At 74.9% G+C, this 13,286-nt stretch carries 16 protein-coding genes and 1 pseudogene; 9 read left to right on the top strand and 8 right to left on the bottom strand.

Annotated features, from left to right (window positions below):
- Positions 1-118: 118 nt before the first annotated feature.
- Genes ACWGL3_RS25590 through ACWGL3_RS25565 form a run of 6 tightly spaced genes read left to right on the top strand, consistent with a single transcriptional unit; the run spans position 119 to position 5,964 of the window.
- Complete coding sequence (locus tag ACWGL3_RS25590; protein ID WP_267945481.1) at positions 119-1,204, top strand: zinc-dependent alcohol dehydrogenase family protein; 1,086 nt, start codon at positions 119-121, stop codon at positions 1,202-1,204.
- Positions 1,201-2,433, top strand: coding sequence for a hypothetical protein (locus ACWGL3_RS25585; RefSeq protein WP_267945480.1), 1,233 nt, complete (start codon positions 1,201-1,203; stop codon positions 2,431-2,433). The genes ACWGL3_RS25590 and ACWGL3_RS25585 overlap by 4 nt, the downstream gene beginning before the upstream one ends.
- Before the next feature lies 1 nt (position 2,434).
- Positions 2,435-3,190, top strand: a complete 756-nt coding sequence (locus ACWGL3_RS25580) for an SDR family NAD(P)-dependent oxidoreductase (RefSeq protein ID WP_267945479.1) — start codon at positions 2,435-2,437, stop codon at positions 3,188-3,190.
- Positions 3,191-3,212: 22 nt separating this feature from the next.
- Positions 3,213-3,944: a FadR/GntR family transcriptional regulator gene (locus tag ACWGL3_RS25575; protein WP_267945478.1), complete on the top strand. Its 732-nt coding sequence runs from the start codon at positions 3,213-3,215 to the stop codon at positions 3,942-3,944.
- The gene (dgoD, locus tag ACWGL3_RS25570; RefSeq protein WP_267945477.1) at positions 3,941-5,086 is read left to right on the top strand and encodes a galactonate dehydratase; all 1,146 of its coding nucleotides are present in this window, start codon (positions 3,941-3,943) and stop codon (positions 5,084-5,086) included. The genes ACWGL3_RS25575 and dgoD overlap by 4 nt, the downstream gene beginning before the upstream one ends.
- An 8-nt stretch (positions 5,087-5,094) precedes the next feature.
- Positions 5,095-5,964 carry an SMP-30/gluconolactonase/LRE family protein gene (locus ACWGL3_RS25565; protein ID WP_344179352.1) on the top strand — a complete coding sequence of 290 codons (870 nt, stop codon included), beginning with the start codon at positions 5,095-5,097 and terminating at the stop codon, positions 5,962-5,964.
- Between the two features lie 218 nt (positions 5,965-6,182).
- Here ACWGL3_RS25565 and ACWGL3_RS25560 read toward each other — a convergent pair whose 3' ends face one another.
- The 3 genes from ACWGL3_RS25560 to ACWGL3_RS25550 are packed head-to-tail and all read right to left on the bottom strand — an operon-like array spanning position 6,183 to position 7,217.
- Complete coding sequence (locus tag ACWGL3_RS25560) at positions 6,183-6,536, bottom strand: DUF1048 domain-containing protein (protein ID WP_267945475.1); 354 nt, start codon at positions 6,534-6,536, stop codon at positions 6,183-6,185.
- A gap of 1 nt (position 6,537) precedes the next feature.
- A complete protein-coding gene (locus ACWGL3_RS25555) occupies positions 6,538-6,894 on the bottom strand; it encodes a DUF1048 domain-containing protein (RefSeq protein WP_344179356.1) in 357 nt (118 codons plus the stop codon).
- Positions 6,891-7,217: a PadR family transcriptional regulator gene (locus ACWGL3_RS25550; RefSeq protein WP_267950435.1), complete on the bottom strand. Its 327-nt coding sequence runs from the start codon at positions 7,215-7,217 to the stop codon at positions 6,891-6,893. Before ACWGL3_RS25550 ends, ACWGL3_RS25555 begins: the two co-directional genes overlap by 4 nt.
- A gap of 532 nt (positions 7,218-7,749) precedes the next feature.
- On the opposite strand from ACWGL3_RS25550, the gene ACWGL3_RS25545 reads away from it, so the two are divergent.
- Positions 7,750-8,193: a hypothetical protein gene (locus ACWGL3_RS25545; protein ID WP_267945473.1), complete on the top strand. Its 444-nt coding sequence runs from the start codon at positions 7,750-7,752 to the stop codon at positions 8,191-8,193.
- Between the two features lie 198 nt (positions 8,194-8,391).
- Here the strand turns inward: ACWGL3_RS25545 and ACWGL3_RS25540 are convergent, their stop codons facing one another.
- The 3 genes from ACWGL3_RS25540 to ACWGL3_RS25530 all read right to left on the bottom strand — a co-directional run bounded on the left by ACWGL3_RS25540 (position 8,392) and on the right by ACWGL3_RS25530 (position 10,913).
- Positions 8,392-9,354, bottom strand: coding sequence for an SDR family NAD(P)-dependent oxidoreductase (locus ACWGL3_RS25540; protein WP_267945472.1), 963 nt, complete (start codon positions 9,352-9,354; stop codon positions 8,392-8,394).
- Positions 9,355-9,642: 288 nt separating this feature from the next.
- The gene (locus ACWGL3_RS25535; RefSeq protein WP_452461876.1) at positions 9,643-10,491 is read right to left on the bottom strand and encodes an NmrA family NAD(P)-binding protein; all 849 of its coding nucleotides are present in this window, start codon (positions 10,489-10,491) and stop codon (positions 9,643-9,645) included.
- Positions 10,488-10,913 carry a nuclear transport factor 2 family protein gene (locus ACWGL3_RS25530; protein WP_452461875.1) on the bottom strand — a complete coding sequence of 142 codons (426 nt, stop codon included), beginning with the start codon at positions 10,911-10,913 and terminating at the stop codon, positions 10,488-10,490. The genes ACWGL3_RS25535 and ACWGL3_RS25530 overlap by 4 nt, the downstream gene beginning before the upstream one ends.
- A 347-nt stretch (positions 10,914-11,260) precedes the next feature.
- On the opposite strand from ACWGL3_RS25530, the gene ACWGL3_RS25525 reads away from it, so the two are divergent.
- On the top strand, positions 11,261-11,695 hold the full coding sequence (locus ACWGL3_RS25525) for a hypothetical protein (RefSeq protein WP_267945469.1): 435 nt from the start codon (positions 11,261-11,263) through the stop codon (positions 11,693-11,695).
- Between the two features lie 323 nt (positions 11,696-12,018).
- Positions 12,019-12,291, top strand: coding sequence for a hypothetical protein (locus tag ACWGL3_RS25520; protein ID WP_452461874.1), 273 nt, complete (start codon positions 12,019-12,021; stop codon positions 12,289-12,291).
- Between the two features lie 114 nt (positions 12,292-12,405).
- Here the strand turns inward: ACWGL3_RS25520 and ACWGL3_RS25515 are convergent, their stop codons facing one another.
- On the bottom strand, positions 12,406-12,924 hold the full coding sequence (locus ACWGL3_RS25515) for a hypothetical protein (protein WP_267945467.1): 519 nt from the start codon (positions 12,922-12,924) through the stop codon (positions 12,406-12,408).
- A gap of 111 nt (positions 12,925-13,035) precedes the next feature.
- Positions 13,036-13,286 (bottom strand): annotated as a pseudogene (locus tag ACWGL3_RS25510) (hypothetical protein); the annotation flags it as partial.

Here is a 13,286-nt window from a genome sequence, read left to right as displayed (position 1 = left end):
CTCACCTAGCGGAGCGGCCGCGGGGCCGCCCGGGGCCCCGGGCGCCCCACCCGAGCCGGGGCGGCCCGCCACACCGCCCCGGCCGTACGCCGTCCGCACGAAGAAACGGGGGAGACCCATGAACGCGACCACCGAACCGCTCCCGGACACCATGCCCGGGGTGCGCCTGCCCGGCGACTCCACCGCCGTCCTCGACACCCTGCCCGTGCCCGAGCCCGGCCCCGGGCAGGTCCTGCTGCGGGTCGGCGCGTCCGGCATCTGCGGCAGCGACATCGGGTTCATCTACCACGAGCACAAGACCCACCGGGGCGTCGACGGCCCCGCCTACCGCGGCGTGGTCGCCGGCCACGAGCCCTCCGGCACCGTCGTGCAGGCGGGTCCGGGCTGCCGCCGCTTCGGCGCCGGGGACCGCGTCATCGTCTACCACATCGCCGGCTGCGGGCTCTGCGACAACTGCCGCCGCGGGTTCATGATCAGCTGCACCGACCCCTCCCGCGCGGCCTACGGGTGGCAGCGCGACGGCGGCCACGCCCGCTACCTGCTGGCCGACGAGTCCACCTGCGTGCCCCTCCCCGACGAGCTGTCGTTCGTGGACGGGGCCCTCATCGCGTGCGGGTTCGGCACCGCCTACGAGGGGCTGCGCCGGATCTCGGTCAACGGCGACGGCGACCTCCTCGTCGTCGGACTGGGCCCCGTCGGGCTGGCCGCCGGCATGATCGGCCGCGGCATGGGCGCCGCCCGCGTCATCGGCGTCGAACCCTCGCAGGTGCGCCGCGACTGGGCCGCCGGCCTCGGCGTCTTCGACGCCCTGGCCTCGCCCGAGGAGGCCGCCGAGACGGTCGGCCGCGCCACCGGCGGACGCGGCGCGGCCACCGTCATCGACTGCTCCGGATCGCGCCCCGGCCGCTCCCTGGCGCTGGAGAACGCCGCCGAGTGGGGGCGCGTGTCCCTGGTGGGCGAGGGCGGGACCCTGGAGACGGAGGTCTCCGACACCCTGCTGCACAAGCAGCTCACCCTGTACGCGTCCTGGGTGACCTCCCTGCCCGCCATGGCCGAGCTGGCGCAGAACCTGGTGCGGTGGGGGCTGAGCCCCGAGCGCGTGGTCTCGGACCGCTTCGCGCTGGCCGACGCGGACGAGGCCTACCGGCTCGCCGCGGGCGGCAGCCGGGGCAAGGTCGTCCTGGTGGACGGGGACCGGTCGTGACCGGGGCCGTCACGGTCGAGCGCGACGCCTCCGGGGCGCACGAGCTCGTCGTCCTCGACAACGGACTGCTCAGGGTGACGGCCGCACCCGCGCTGGGCGGGCGGATCCTGTCCGTCCGCCACCTCGGGCGCGAGCACCTGTACCGCAACCCGCGCCTGCTGGGGGAGGACCTCCAGCCGCTCCCGGGCGTCGTGCTCGGCCCGGTCGGCGGGCCGATGAGCGCGTGGCACAACGTGGGCGGCGACAAGACGTGGCCCGCGCCCCAGGGGTGGGACGGCCCCGGCCAGTGGGCCGGACCGCCCGACCCGGTCCTGGACTCGGGGGCCTACGCCGCCGAGACCTCCACGGCCCCGGACGGCTCGGCCACCCTCACCATGACCAGCGGCGACGACCCGCGCTCGGGGCTGCGCCTGGTCCGGCGCCTGACCCTGGAGCCGGGGGCCTCCGGCTACCGCCTGGAGCTGGAGGCGGTCAACACCTCCGGGGTCCCGCGCGAGTGGGCCCTGTGGAACGTCACCCAGATCGACGGCGGCGACGGACCCGGCGGCGCGGACGGCGGGACGCCCGCGGACGCGCGCGGCCACGGGGTCTACGTCGGTGTGCGCGGCGGGGGCCCGCACACCGTGCCCCTGGTCGCGGGCGACGCCAACCCCGCGACCGCCGAGCACACCCCCTCGGTGGTGCGCGTGCCCGCGCAGGACGTCGTCGGCAAGGTCGGCTTCCCCACCGCCTCGGGCTGGCTGGCCCACGTGGGCGCGGCCGGCACCCTCACCCAGCGCTTCGCCGTGGACGAGGGCGCGGCCTACCCCGACGAGGGGTCGCGGGTCGAGGTGTGGCTGGAGTACCCCGTCGAGCAGCCCCTGGAGCACCTGGGCGGCCTGCGCCCCGTCGACAGGGTGGTCGAGTGCGAGGCGCTGGGCCCGCTCACCGTCATCGCCCCGGGCGCGAGCACCGCCCTCACCGTCGAGTTCGGCTTCGGCACGACCGCCGGACCCGTCCTGGGGGTGACCCCGCAGGGCTACTGGTCGCAGCCGTCCGGCCCCGGGACCGGGCCGGACGCGGACCCGTCCCCTCCCGCGGTCTTCACGGCCCTGCGGGAGGGAACACACGACGGGGGCGCCCCGGCGGGGGAGCCCGCAGGACCCCGGCCGGGAACCGCCCACGGCCCCGGCACGCCCGCGTCCGCCGACCGCGCGCGGACCCACGACCACCACCCGGACCAGGAGTGACATGACGAACAGCAGGCACGACGGGGTCACCGCCGTGGTCACCGGCGCGGCCCAGGGCATCGGCGAGGCCACCGCCCGCCGCCTGGCGGACGAGGGCGCCGCGGTGGTGCTGGCCGACCTCTCGCCCCGTGTGGAGGAGGCGGCCGAGCGCGTGCGCGCGGCCGGGGGCCGGGCCGCCGCCGTCCGCGCCGACGTGTCCGACGAGGGCGACTGGGCGCGCCTGGTCGGGACCGCCCGCTCGGAGTTCGGCCCGGTGGGGATCCTGGTGTCCAACGCCTACACCGTCGAGGTCGCCCCGGCCCACGAGACCACGCTCGCCTCCTGGGAGCGCCAGCTGTCGGTGAACCTCACCGGCGCGTTCCTGGGGATGCGCGCCTGCCTGGACGACCTCACCGCCCAGCGGGGCAGCGTCGTCCTCACGTCGTCCGTGCACGCCTGGTTCGGGCTGCCCGGCCGCCCCGCCTACGCCACCACCAAGGGCGGCCTGACCGCACTGACCAGGCAGCTCGCCGTCGAGTACGGCCCGAGCGTGCGCGTGAACTGCGTCCTGCCCGGACCCATCCTCACCTCCGCCTGGGACGGGGTGGACGAGGAGGACCGGCGCGAGAGCGTCGCCCAGACCGCCGCCCGGCGCTTCGGCGACCCCGCGGAGGTCGCCTCCGCCATCTCCTTCCTCGCCTCCGCGGAGGCCTCCTACGTCACCGGGGTGAGCCTGCCGGTCGACGGAGGGTGGAGTATCTACAAGGCGTCGTCGTGACGCACCGGAAGGGGAGGAACTGATGGCGGCCTACTCGGGGCGCGGGGTCCACGGCCAGACCGTGCGGTTGCTGGGGGAGCGCGTGCTCTCCGGCCGGATCGCCGAGGGCGAGACGATCGACCTGGCCGCACTCAGCGACGAACTCGACCTCAGCCTCACCGCGATCCGCGAGGCGATCAAGGTCCTCGCCGCCAAGGGCCTGGTCGGTTCCCGGCAGCGCAAGGGGACCTTCGTGCGGGCGCGCGCGGACTGGAACCTGCTCGACCCCGACGTGGTCAGGTGGCAGATAGCGGCGGGCGCCGGGGACGTGTTCTTCCGCAACCTGGCCGAACTCCGCGAGGCCCTCGAACCGGCCGCCGCCCGCCTGGCCGCCCTGCGCGGGACCGCGGAGGACGTCGCGGCGCTGCGCGCGGCCGTGGCGGACATGGCCGAGTCCGGGGAGGCCACCCCCGAGGCGGCGGCCGACGCCGACCTGCGCTGGCACCGCGCCCTGCTGGCCGCCACCCGCAACGAGCTGTACACACGCACGGACGTCTTCTTCGCGGCCGGGCTCTCCGAGCGCGACCGCCTGGTGCACGGGGGAGCCCACAAGGACCCCGTGCCCAGCCACGCCGCCGTCACCGAGGCGGTCGCGGCCGGCGACCCGGTCGCGGCGGAGCAGGCCATGCGCTCCCTGCTCGACCAGGCCAGGGAGGACCTCCTCCGCGCCACCGGAGAAGGCGCACACGACGACGATCTGGAGAAGCCCCAGTGAGGATCACCCGCATCGAGACGTTCCTCGTCCCGCCCCGGTGGCTGCTGTGCCGCGTCGAGACCGACGACGGGGTCGTCGGCTGGGGCGAACCGGTGGTGGAGGGCCGCGCCGAGACCGTGCGGGCTGCCGTCGGGGAGCTGTCCGACCTCCTCATCGGCGAGGACCCCACACCCGTCGAGCACCACTGGCAGCGCCTGACCAAGGCCGCGTTCTACCGGGGCGGCCCCGTGCTCTCCAGCGCGGTCGCCGGACTCGACCAGGCCCTGTGGGACATCGCGGGCAAGCGCCTGGGGGTCCCCGTCCACCAGCTCCTGGGCGGCCCGGTCCGCGACCGGGTGCGCGTCTACGGCTGGGTCGGGGGCGACGACCCGGCGGAGCTGGCCGACGCGGTCTCCGCGCGGGTGGAGTCCGGCCTCACCGCCGTGAAGATGAACGCCTCCGGCGTCATGGGCCGCTCCGCCACCGTCCGCGAGATCGACGCCGTCGTGGACCGCCTGGCCCAGGTGCGCGACGTCCTCGGGCCCGACCGCGACGTGGCGGTCGACTTCCACGGCCGGTTCAACGCCGCCACCGCCCGCCGTGTCCTGCCGCTGCTGGAGCCGCTGCGCCCCATGTTCGTGGAGGAGCCGCTCCTGCCCGAGTACGGGCACCTGCTCCCCGACATCGTCCGGTGCAGCCCGGTGCCGATCGCCACGGGCGAGCGCCTGTACAGCAGGACCGACTTCCTGCCCGCGCTCCAGGCCGGGATCGCGGTGGCCCAGCCCGACCTGTCCCACGCCGGCGGCATCTCCGAGGTGCGGCGCATCGCCTCCCTGGCCGAGACCTTCGACGCGGTGCTCGCCCCGCACTGCCCGCTGGGCCCGGTCGCCCTGGCCGCCAGCCTCCAGGTCGCCTTCGCCACCCCCAACTTCCTCATCCAGGAACAGAGCATCGGCATCCACTACAACAAGGACGCCGAAATGCTCGACTACGTCGTGGACGCCGGAGTCTTCGCCTTCCCGGACGGGAACATCCACCGTACGGACGCCCCCGGGCTCGGAGTGGAGGTGGACGAGGACGCGGTGCGCCGCGCCGACCGGGTGGGGCACCGGTGGCGTCCGCCGGTGTGGAGTCACGAGGACGGATCTTTCGCGGAATGGTAGGGGGACCGATGGAACCGGTGGTCAGTGTCTGGAGCGAGGACCGCTTCGAGCTCGGGGAGGGGCTGCGCTGGGTCGGCGGCGACCTGCTCATGGTGGACATCCTCCGGGGCCGCCTGCTGAGACTGGCCCCCGGGGACCCGGGGCCCGCCCACGAGCTCGCGGCCCTCGACGTCCCCCTGGGCGCGGTCGCCCCGGTCCGGCACCGCGCCGGCGCGCTCGTGGCGGCGGCGGGCACCGGCATCGCCCTGCTGACGGGCACCGGCGGCGGTTCCGCCGCCGTGGAGTGGCTGGGCCGCCCCGAGGACGGCGCGGCCACGCCGATGCGCATGAACGACGGCTGCTGCGACCCGCACGGACGGTTCTGGGCGGGGTCCATGGCCTACGACGGCACCCCCGGTGCCGGGTCGCTCTACCGGGCCGACCCCGCCGGAGGGGTCACCCGCGTCCTGGACGGCTACACCGTGCCCAACGGCCCCGCCTTCGCCCCGGACGGCTCGGTGATGTACCTGGCCGACAGCGCGGAGGGGCGCATCGACGCCTACGCACTGGACGCCGAGGGCCTGCCCGGGGAGCGGACCGTGCTGGCCCGCGTCGGGGAGGGCAGCCCGGACGGCATGCAGGTCGACGCCGAGGGGCACCTGTGGGTCGCGGTCTGGGGCGGGGGGCGCGTGCACCGCTACGCGCCCGACGGCACGCTGGACCGGGTGGTGGAGGTGCCCGCCGCGCAGCCCACCAGCGTGTGCGTGGTCGGGGACGATGAGCCCGTGCTCATGGTCACCTCCGCGACCGTGGGCCTCACGGACCCGGGGACCGGCGACGGCGCGGTGTTCGCGCTGCCGGTGGAGGTCCCCGCCGCGCCCGCGCACCACTTCGGCTGAGCCCCCGGGGCGGGCGCGGCACGCCCGCCCCGCCCCGGGCCGTCCGGGCCCCGCGCACCGTGCCCTCCGGGGTCCCGTGCGTGCGTTCGCGCTGCGGGGGCCTGCGCCGTCCCCGCGGCCTGCCCACGAAGGGGCACGGGGCCCGTGCCCCTGGGCCGGGCGCGCCCCCGGGGACCGCAGGGCCGCTGCCGCACCCGTCCGGGGCCGCGGCGGAGGGCTCAGCCGCGGCCCCCTCCGGGACCGCCCCCCTGCCCGGCCGTGCCGGACCCCTCGCCGACGGACTCCTGGTAGAGGTCCGCGTAGGTGCGCGAGTCCTTGACCAGGTCGTCGCAGAAGGCGGCGACGTCGTCGCCGATGAGTTCCAGGACCCCCTTGCCGGCCGCGGCGCCCTCCTCGAAGAACTCGACGATCCCCGGAAGCAGGTCACCGTCGGCCAGGTCGACCGGTCCGACCTTGAAGAAGTACCTCTGGATCTCCTTGTAGACGATCCGGTAGTCCGGCGGAAGCGCCTTGACCCGCGCCACGTGCGCCCGCCACTGCCTCTTGCCCTCGATGATGTCCTGGACGCCCACGTCAGCCTCCCAGCCTGCCCAGTTTCCTTGCGACGTTGCGGTTCAACTGCTCGCGCCACCGGTCGCGGTGGTTCCGGGACCCCTCTCCGCCGGCCAGTGCCGCGCAGAAGCCCGCGATGTCGTCGCCCAGCACGTCATGGATGTCCTGCCCGTCCGCCGCCGTCTCCTCGAGCAGCCCCAGGGCGTTGTCGAGGATCGGCACCAGGTTGCGGCCGGTGAAGTCCGAGTAGGGGAAGAGGTGGGCCTTGATCTGCTCCCACGCCGCCCGGTGGCCGTCCGGCAACGCCTCGGCCCGGACCTCGAACGCCTTCCACTCCCTCGTGAGGTCGCTGCCCGTCATGGTCTCCCAGAGGTTCATCTCCCACCCTTCCTGAGCTCGTCGACGCGTGAGGAGAGGTACTCCCACTTCGCCCAGAACGTCGCGAGTTCCGCGCGCCCCGCGTCGTTGAGCGCGTAGAACTTGCGCGGCGGCCCCATCCCGGACGGTCGTTTGGTCACCTGGACGAGCCCGTTCCTCTCCAGCCGCAGGAGGATGGTGTAGACCGTCCCCTCGACGACGTCGGCGAAGCCGAGTTCGTTCAGCCGCCGCGTGATGGCGTAGCCGTAGGTCTCCTCGCCGCCGATGATCTCCAGCACACAGCCCTCGAGCGTGCCCTTCAGCATCTCCGTCAGGTCGTCCATCGCGGAGCCCTCCGGCCTCTCCTTGGTACTACGTGTCATTAGGTACCGCTACAAAGTAGCACAGGGTAGAGGATCCCGTTCCGCGGACGGGGGTGAAGGCCACGGCCGCCCCGTCGCGACACGGGGACCGGGACGGGAACAGGGACGGCGAAGCCCCGGGACGCCCGTTCTCCGGACGGCGGCCTGCCCGTCGCCGCGGACCGGACGGACGACGGGTGTTCGTTGCGTGCTCCCGCGGGTACTTTCCGTAGGGGCGGGTCCGCCCCGCCCCGGGCCGCCCGGCCCGGCGGACACCCCTTCCGCGACGTACCGCCCCCTGCCCCCGGCGGTCGGTGACCCCCGCTCCGCACAGACGCCGTCCGCGGCCACCGCCGACGGCCGGCGCGACCCGGCGCCTCCCCCTTCCGCGAGGCGTCCGGCCACCGCTGCCACGCTCCCGACCCGTATCCCACGGGGAGTGCCGACGCGCTCCGGACGACAGCACCTCGGCCGGGACGCCCGCGACCTCCCCCGCCCCCGAGAGGAAGACGACATGCCCCGACACCGCCGCTTCGAGAAGGACCGGGCCCAGACCCTCACCCCCGGCGAGTGGACGTCGCTGGAGTTCGAGACCGTGGTCGACGCCGACCACGGCGGCACCTCCACCGGCAGCCTGTACAGCCTCGTCGGCGTCAACGAGCCGGACGGCGCCCTCTACGACTTCTCCGTGGGGGTGACCATCAGCGACCTGTCCGCCGGTGCGGAGGTGCAGATCCGCGCCACCGAGTACGAGCCGGACGGCGACGGCGGGTGGCGGTACGCCCGCAACCGGCCGGTCGACAGCCCCGTGCAGGCCGGGGGGAACGGCCACTTCACCTACACGTGGAAGGGCAACCTGGCCAAGGGGCGGCGGGTGCGGGTGCGCCTGGCCCAGCAGGGCGACACCGCCGCGACGATCGTGTCGGCCACCGCGGACGTCTTCTACTGGCCCAAGTAGCGCCGCGGAGCGGAAGGCCGGACCCCCGGGGACCCGGAGGTCCCGGAGGGTCCGGCACCGGAGCCCTCCCGTGGCGCGCCGTCGCGGGAGGGGCGACCCGTGTCCGGCGCGGCCCGGGCACTGCGCATGGGCTCCGCGGAGAGCCGATGCGGCGCCACCGCGAGCCCTCTGCGTGCGGCGGGGCCGGTCGAGTCGTCGTCACGCACCGACCGTGGGACCGGGGTCGGGGTCCGGGGCGATGCCGGTTGCGGAGGCCGTGGCCTGCCACAGCCCGCCCGCGAGCACGGTGTCCCGCGCGGTCGCCGACCGGCGGGCGGGACCGGCCGGACCGCGGGTCTCGAACGGCCCCGTCGGGCCCAGGTAGCTGCCGCCGGGGACCGGCCCGGTGGCCGCGAGCAGCTGGGGGCCGATCCCGGCGGCGACCGGCTGGGAGAGGTAGCGGTCCGGCAGCACGAACAGGCGGTCCTTCCACGTGCCCCCGCGGGCGAGGGCGTTGTTCAGCAGCTCCGAGGTGGTCAGCCCCGGGTGGGCGGCGACCGACAGCACGGGGTCGTCGGCGCGTCGCAGCCGTCGGTCGAGCTCGGCGGCGAACAGCAGGTTCGCGAGCTTGGAGGCCCCGTAGGCGCGCGTCGGCGAGTAGCGCCGGCGCTCCCAGTGCAGGTCGGTGAGGTCGAGTCCGCCGGTGCGGTGTCCCAGGCTCGACGTCGTCACCACCCGGGAGGGCCGCCCCGGGGTCCCGGCCGACCGCAACGCGGGCATCAGCAGCCAGGTCAGCGCGGCCGGACCGAGGTGGTTGGTCCCGATCTGCAGCTCGAACCCGTCGCGGGTCCGTTCGTGCGGTCCGAGCGACACGGCGGCGTTGTTGACCAGCACGTCGACCCGGTCCCCGGTGCGTTCCCGGATGTCGGCGGCGGCGGCGCGCACCGAGTCGAGGTCGGCCAGGTCGAGCAGAACGGCCTCGGCCGATCCCGGGCCGTCGATTCCTGCCCGCACCCGCTCGACGGCCGCCTCTCCGCGCCGGGCGTCGCGAACGGTCATCAGGAGCCGGGCCCCGGCCCCCGCCAGCGCACCGGAGAGGGCGAGGCCGAGGCCGGAGGTCGTCCCGGTGACGACGACGGTGCGGCCCGTGAGGTCGGGGAGGTCGTTGGGCGGAGGCGCCATGGGTTCGTGTCTCCTGTTCGGATGGTCCTGCCCGCCCGAGCCGGCCGACGCGGCGCCGCACACGGTTCGCCCGCGCCCACCGGTGCTGTTCCGGAGGCGGTGGGCAGCCCGGACGGGCGGCGCGCGCGGACATCGTCCGCGGACAATTCATGTGACGGTGTCACGTGAACTACGGTCCCCCATACGGATGACGCTGTCAAACGGATGGGCCGCGTGACGCTGCCCGAGGGCGGGGAGCCGGACGACGCGGTGGGCGCGGGAGCCCGGCGGTCCGCCGCGTCCGCGGTCTCAGCCGCGCCGTTCCGCCTCCCGTTCGAGGAGGGCGCGGAAGGAGCCCGGGGGCCGTCCGGTGACGCGCAGGACGGTGTCGGTGACGCGGTCCTCCGCCCCCTCGGAGATGGCGTGGTCCATGTCGGCCAGCAACGCGGCGAACGCGGGCGGCATCTGCGCCGAGAGGAGGTCGCGCATCTGCTCGCGGGTCAGGCGGCGGTGCTCCACGGGCCGGCCGGTGACCCCGGTGACGGCCGCGGCGATGTCGTCGTGGCTGAGCGCCTCCGGCCCGGTGAGGACGAGATCGGTGTCGGGGGCGTGTGCGTCGGTCAGGGCACGGGCGGCGACGGCCGCGATGTCCTCGGCGTCGACGAAGCCGATCCTGCCGTCGCCCGTGGCGGTCCGGATGACGCCCTCCTCGCGGATGCCGGCGGCGTGCACGTGTGTGCCGGTGAAGTTCTGCATGAACCACGAGGGCCGCAGCACCGCCCACTGCCCGAACAGGTCGGGCAGGGCGCGGTGCACCTGTCCCACCGCGGGGCCGTCCTCGGGGACGGCCGAGGAGCTGAGGAGCACCGCGCGGCGCACGCCGCAGGCGCGGGCCAGCCGGAGGAACGGCAGCATGACCGCCGCCGGATCGGGGTCGCCCACAGGCGGGACGAGGTAGACGCGGTCGGCGCCGCCGAGCGCGGCGGCGTGGGTGGCGGGGTCGTACCAGTCGAAGCGGACCGGTTCCGCGCCGGGGACCGGGGCGCCGCGGCGGCTCGCGGCCCTGACGCGGTGTCCGGCGGCCGCCAGCCGGGCGGCGGTGCGGCTGCCGGTGGTGCCGGTGGCGCCGATGACCAGGGTGGTGGAGGTGGCGGTCATCGGCTGCTCCCGGTGAAGTCGGCGCCGGTTTCGAGGACGGCGAGGGGGTTCCAGTAGTCGCGGTAGGAGGAGATGAGCCCGTCCCGGGCCGTCACGACGGCGATGTAGGTCATGTCGAAGGGGCTCCCGCTCTCCACCAGGCGGCCGACGCCGCGCATCTCGGCCACGACGGTCTCGGGCTCGGCGGTCAGGTGGATCCGCAGCTCGGGGAAGTCGTGCAGGTCGATGTGGTCCGGGTAGCGGCTCATGTACGCGGCGACGGCATCCCTGCCCTCCAGGCGCTTCGGCCATCCCTCGGGGGCGAAGGGGAACTCCATGAGGCCGTCCTCGGCCCACAGGGCGACCCATGCGGCGATGTCCTTGTCCAGCAGGAGCCGCAGGCCGTGGCGGCGGAGATCCGCCGGGGAAGTCGGTGCGGACACGGGTGTCCTCCCTCTCGCTCGATGTATTCGGACCGTGGGTCCGTTTAAAACATACGGACTGGCGGTCCGCTTTGCAAGTGCGGGAGCGGCCGGGCGGTGGGCTCTCCGTGGGGCCTGACTCCCGTGCGTCTGCTCGGCGCAACCCTTCTTGGGGTGCGCGTTACCCAGGCATTACTCCAATTGGTAATATGACGATCACTCTGAGTGTCGATGGAGTGCTGTGCCGCGGCCTGTCCGCGGTCCGACGCAACCCCTCGTCCCGCCCGGAGCCGCACCCCGTCGTCCCTCTCCCCGGAACGGAGCAACCCCGCATCCCCCACACCCGACTGAGACCCGTGAAAAAGGACATGAGCAACCGTCAGCCCGAACCCCACGTGAAAGAACTCCACGCCACGGCCCAAGCACTGTGGCGCGCCGTCTACGAAGCCAGCGCCGTGGTCTTCGCGGAGCGCACCGTGCACCAGGCACGGCTGGCTGATCTCGACGCCGCCCAGCAGTGGGCCCGGACCCGGGTCGCCTCCGCCCGCAGGGAGCTGGTCAGGGCCTTCGACGCCAGGGACGCCGTACGGGTCGAAGCCGCCCAACGGCACCTGCGGGAGTGCGAGGACGAGGAGGTGCACATCGACCTCGCGGTGACCGCCGAGGCGCGCGCCCTCGTCCGTACGGGACTGGCGGAGCTGAACTCGACCCTGGAACAGGTCTGCCGCGCCCTCGACGCCGACCGGAGGGTGCAGGAGGCCGTCGCCCGCGAGCACGGGGTGCGGCCGGGCGCGAGGGCCTGAGCGGGGAGGCCCGGCGGCGGTCCGGCGGCGGGCCGACTGCCTCGCCGGGCCGCCCCGCCGGACGCGGAGCGCGTCCCCGCCGTGCCTCGCGCTCCGGGACGGCCGGGTCCGGCCGCCGGCCTCCGCCCGGTCAGGCGCGGGGTGTCCCCGGGCCGCGGCGGCCCGGGGGTTGCCGCCCCATGCCGTGACCAGGCCCCGCGCATCGTCTGCCGGCCGAGCTCCGGGGGCACGGCCCTCCGGATCTGGCGTTCCCGATTGTTTGCGCTCCTCCATTCGGGAGAGGCTCAACTACCTGGGGTAATAAAAGGGAACGGAAGGTAGTCATGCGTCGTTTCGCCACCACTCTGACCCTCGTCCTGCTGTGCGGCGCCGCGCCGGCTGCGTCCGCGCACGCCGCGGCCATCCACACCTGCGCCCGGATCGTCTTCGACGAGGCGAGAGCCGTGGCCGAGGGGACGGACTGCGAGAGCAATGGGGAGTCCAGCCCGGGGGAGATGCACTCCGAGGAGGTCGGCACGAAGTACGCCTGCGAGGAGATCACCCCGTCGGCCGACCGTGCGGACGCCACGGGCGCGGGGTGCCGACCGCTCTCCTGACCGCGGTCGCGAGGGGGCCGCGTCGGTCCGCTCCCCGGTGGTCGCCGTCCCGGCCCCGCCGCCACGGCGCGACCGGGCCCCGCGGGCAGGCCGCTCCGCTCCCCGCCGGGCGGCTCAGCCGTCCGAGGCGGGGCTCCACGACACCCGTACCAGGCACTCCACCGATTCGGGCGGCGGACTGAACCCCGCGGTGCGGGCCTCCTCCGGGGTCATCCACAGGATCAGGTCGGGGAGGTCGTCCTCGTCCTCGTAGGCGGACGCCACCGCGCGGACCCGGTCCGCGTCCAGGTCCGGGCCTCCGCGCACGAACCCCGCCGCCCGTCGGATGATCCTCATGCCGTCCGGCACCAGGTGGTCGAGCGCGGGCACGCCGGCCTCCGCCACCCGCGCGATCTCCTCGGAGGGAGCGTTTCGGGCAGGGTCCGCTTCGACGGCTTCCTCCCCGGTGGCGACGTCGGCGCCCGGCACCTCGTGGCCGCACGGCTCGTACCGGGCGCGTGCGTGGGAGAACGCGCCCGGTTCGGAGCCGGGCAGGGCCGAGTACCTGGGGGAGCGGTGAACTCGGACGGCTGGGGTGCCGCATGTAGGGCAGAGGATCATGGTCCGCCGGTACCCGTCAGGTGTGGTGCTCATGCGGAACGGCCCTTCTGCGGGGGCCTCAAACTCGCTGGTCGAGGACCGAAACCCCGTGCGTTGCCGAGGTGGCGCACGGGGCGGTTCCTGCGGACGCGGGCGGCATGCCTGTCATGTGCCGGGTGTTCGCCGAAGCTTCTCGTCCTGTGTGTGCAGGGTGGTGATGAGGTCGTCGATGTGTGCGGCGGTGGTGTGGGCTCCGGTGTCGGTGGCCAGGTCGCGGGCTTCTTGGAGGGTCTGGAGGAGGCGTCCGTGGTCGGGGCGTGCGTCGAGCAGGGTGTGGAGCTGGGTGCGGGGGTAGCGGCGGTGTCCGCCGAGGGTTTTGACCGAGGCGAGGCGGCCGTCTTTTTCCCAGCGGGCGA

It is taken from the genome of Nocardiopsis sp. NPDC055824 (assembly GCF_053616335.1).
The sequence above is the reverse complement of the archived record's forward strand: the minus strand, read 5'-3'. Positions and strand labels throughout refer to the sequence as shown.

Coding starts and splice junctions, on each gene's coding strand:
- ACWGL3_RS25590 (WP_267945481.1), top strand. CDS start 119: ATGAACGCGACCACCGAACCGCTCCCGGACACCATGCCCGGGGTGCGC.
- ACWGL3_RS25580 (WP_267945479.1), top strand. CDS start 2,435: ATGACGAACAGCAGGCACGACGGGGTCACCGCCGTGGTCACCGGCGCG.
- ACWGL3_RS25575 (WP_267945478.1), top strand. CDS start 3,213: ATGGCGGCCTACTCGGGGCGCGGGGTCCACGGCCAGACCGTGCGGTTG.
- ACWGL3_RS25565 (WP_344179352.1), top strand. CDS start 5,095: ATGGAACCGGTGGTCAGTGTCTGGAGCGAGGACCGCTTCGAGCTCGGG.
- ACWGL3_RS25555 (WP_344179356.1), bottom strand. CDS start 6,894: ATGAACCTCTGGGAGACCATGACGGGCAGCGACCTCACGAGGGAGTGG.
- ACWGL3_RS25550 (WP_267950435.1), bottom strand. CDS start 7,217: ATGGACGACCTGACGGAGATGCTGAAGGGCACGCTCGAGGGCTGTGTG.
- ACWGL3_RS25545 (WP_267945473.1), top strand. CDS start 7,750: ATGCCCCGACACCGCCGCTTCGAGAAGGACCGGGCCCAGACCCTCACC.
- ACWGL3_RS25540 (WP_267945472.1), bottom strand. CDS start 9,354: ATGGCGCCTCCGCCCAACGACCTCCCCGACCTCACGGGCCGCACCGTC.
- ACWGL3_RS25535 (WP_452461876.1), bottom strand. CDS start 10,491: ATGACCGCCACCTCCACCACCCTGGTCATCGGCGCCACCGGCACCACC.
- ACWGL3_RS25525 (WP_267945469.1), top strand. CDS start 11,261: ATGAGCAACCGTCAGCCCGAACCCCACGTGAAAGAACTCCACGCCACG.
- ACWGL3_RS25520 (WP_452461874.1), top strand. CDS start 12,019: ATGCGTCGTTTCGCCACCACTCTGACCCTCGTCCTGCTGTGCGGCGCC.
- ACWGL3_RS25515 (WP_267945467.1), bottom strand. CDS start 12,924: ATGAGCACCACACCTGACGGGTACCGGCGGACCATGATCCTCTGCCCT.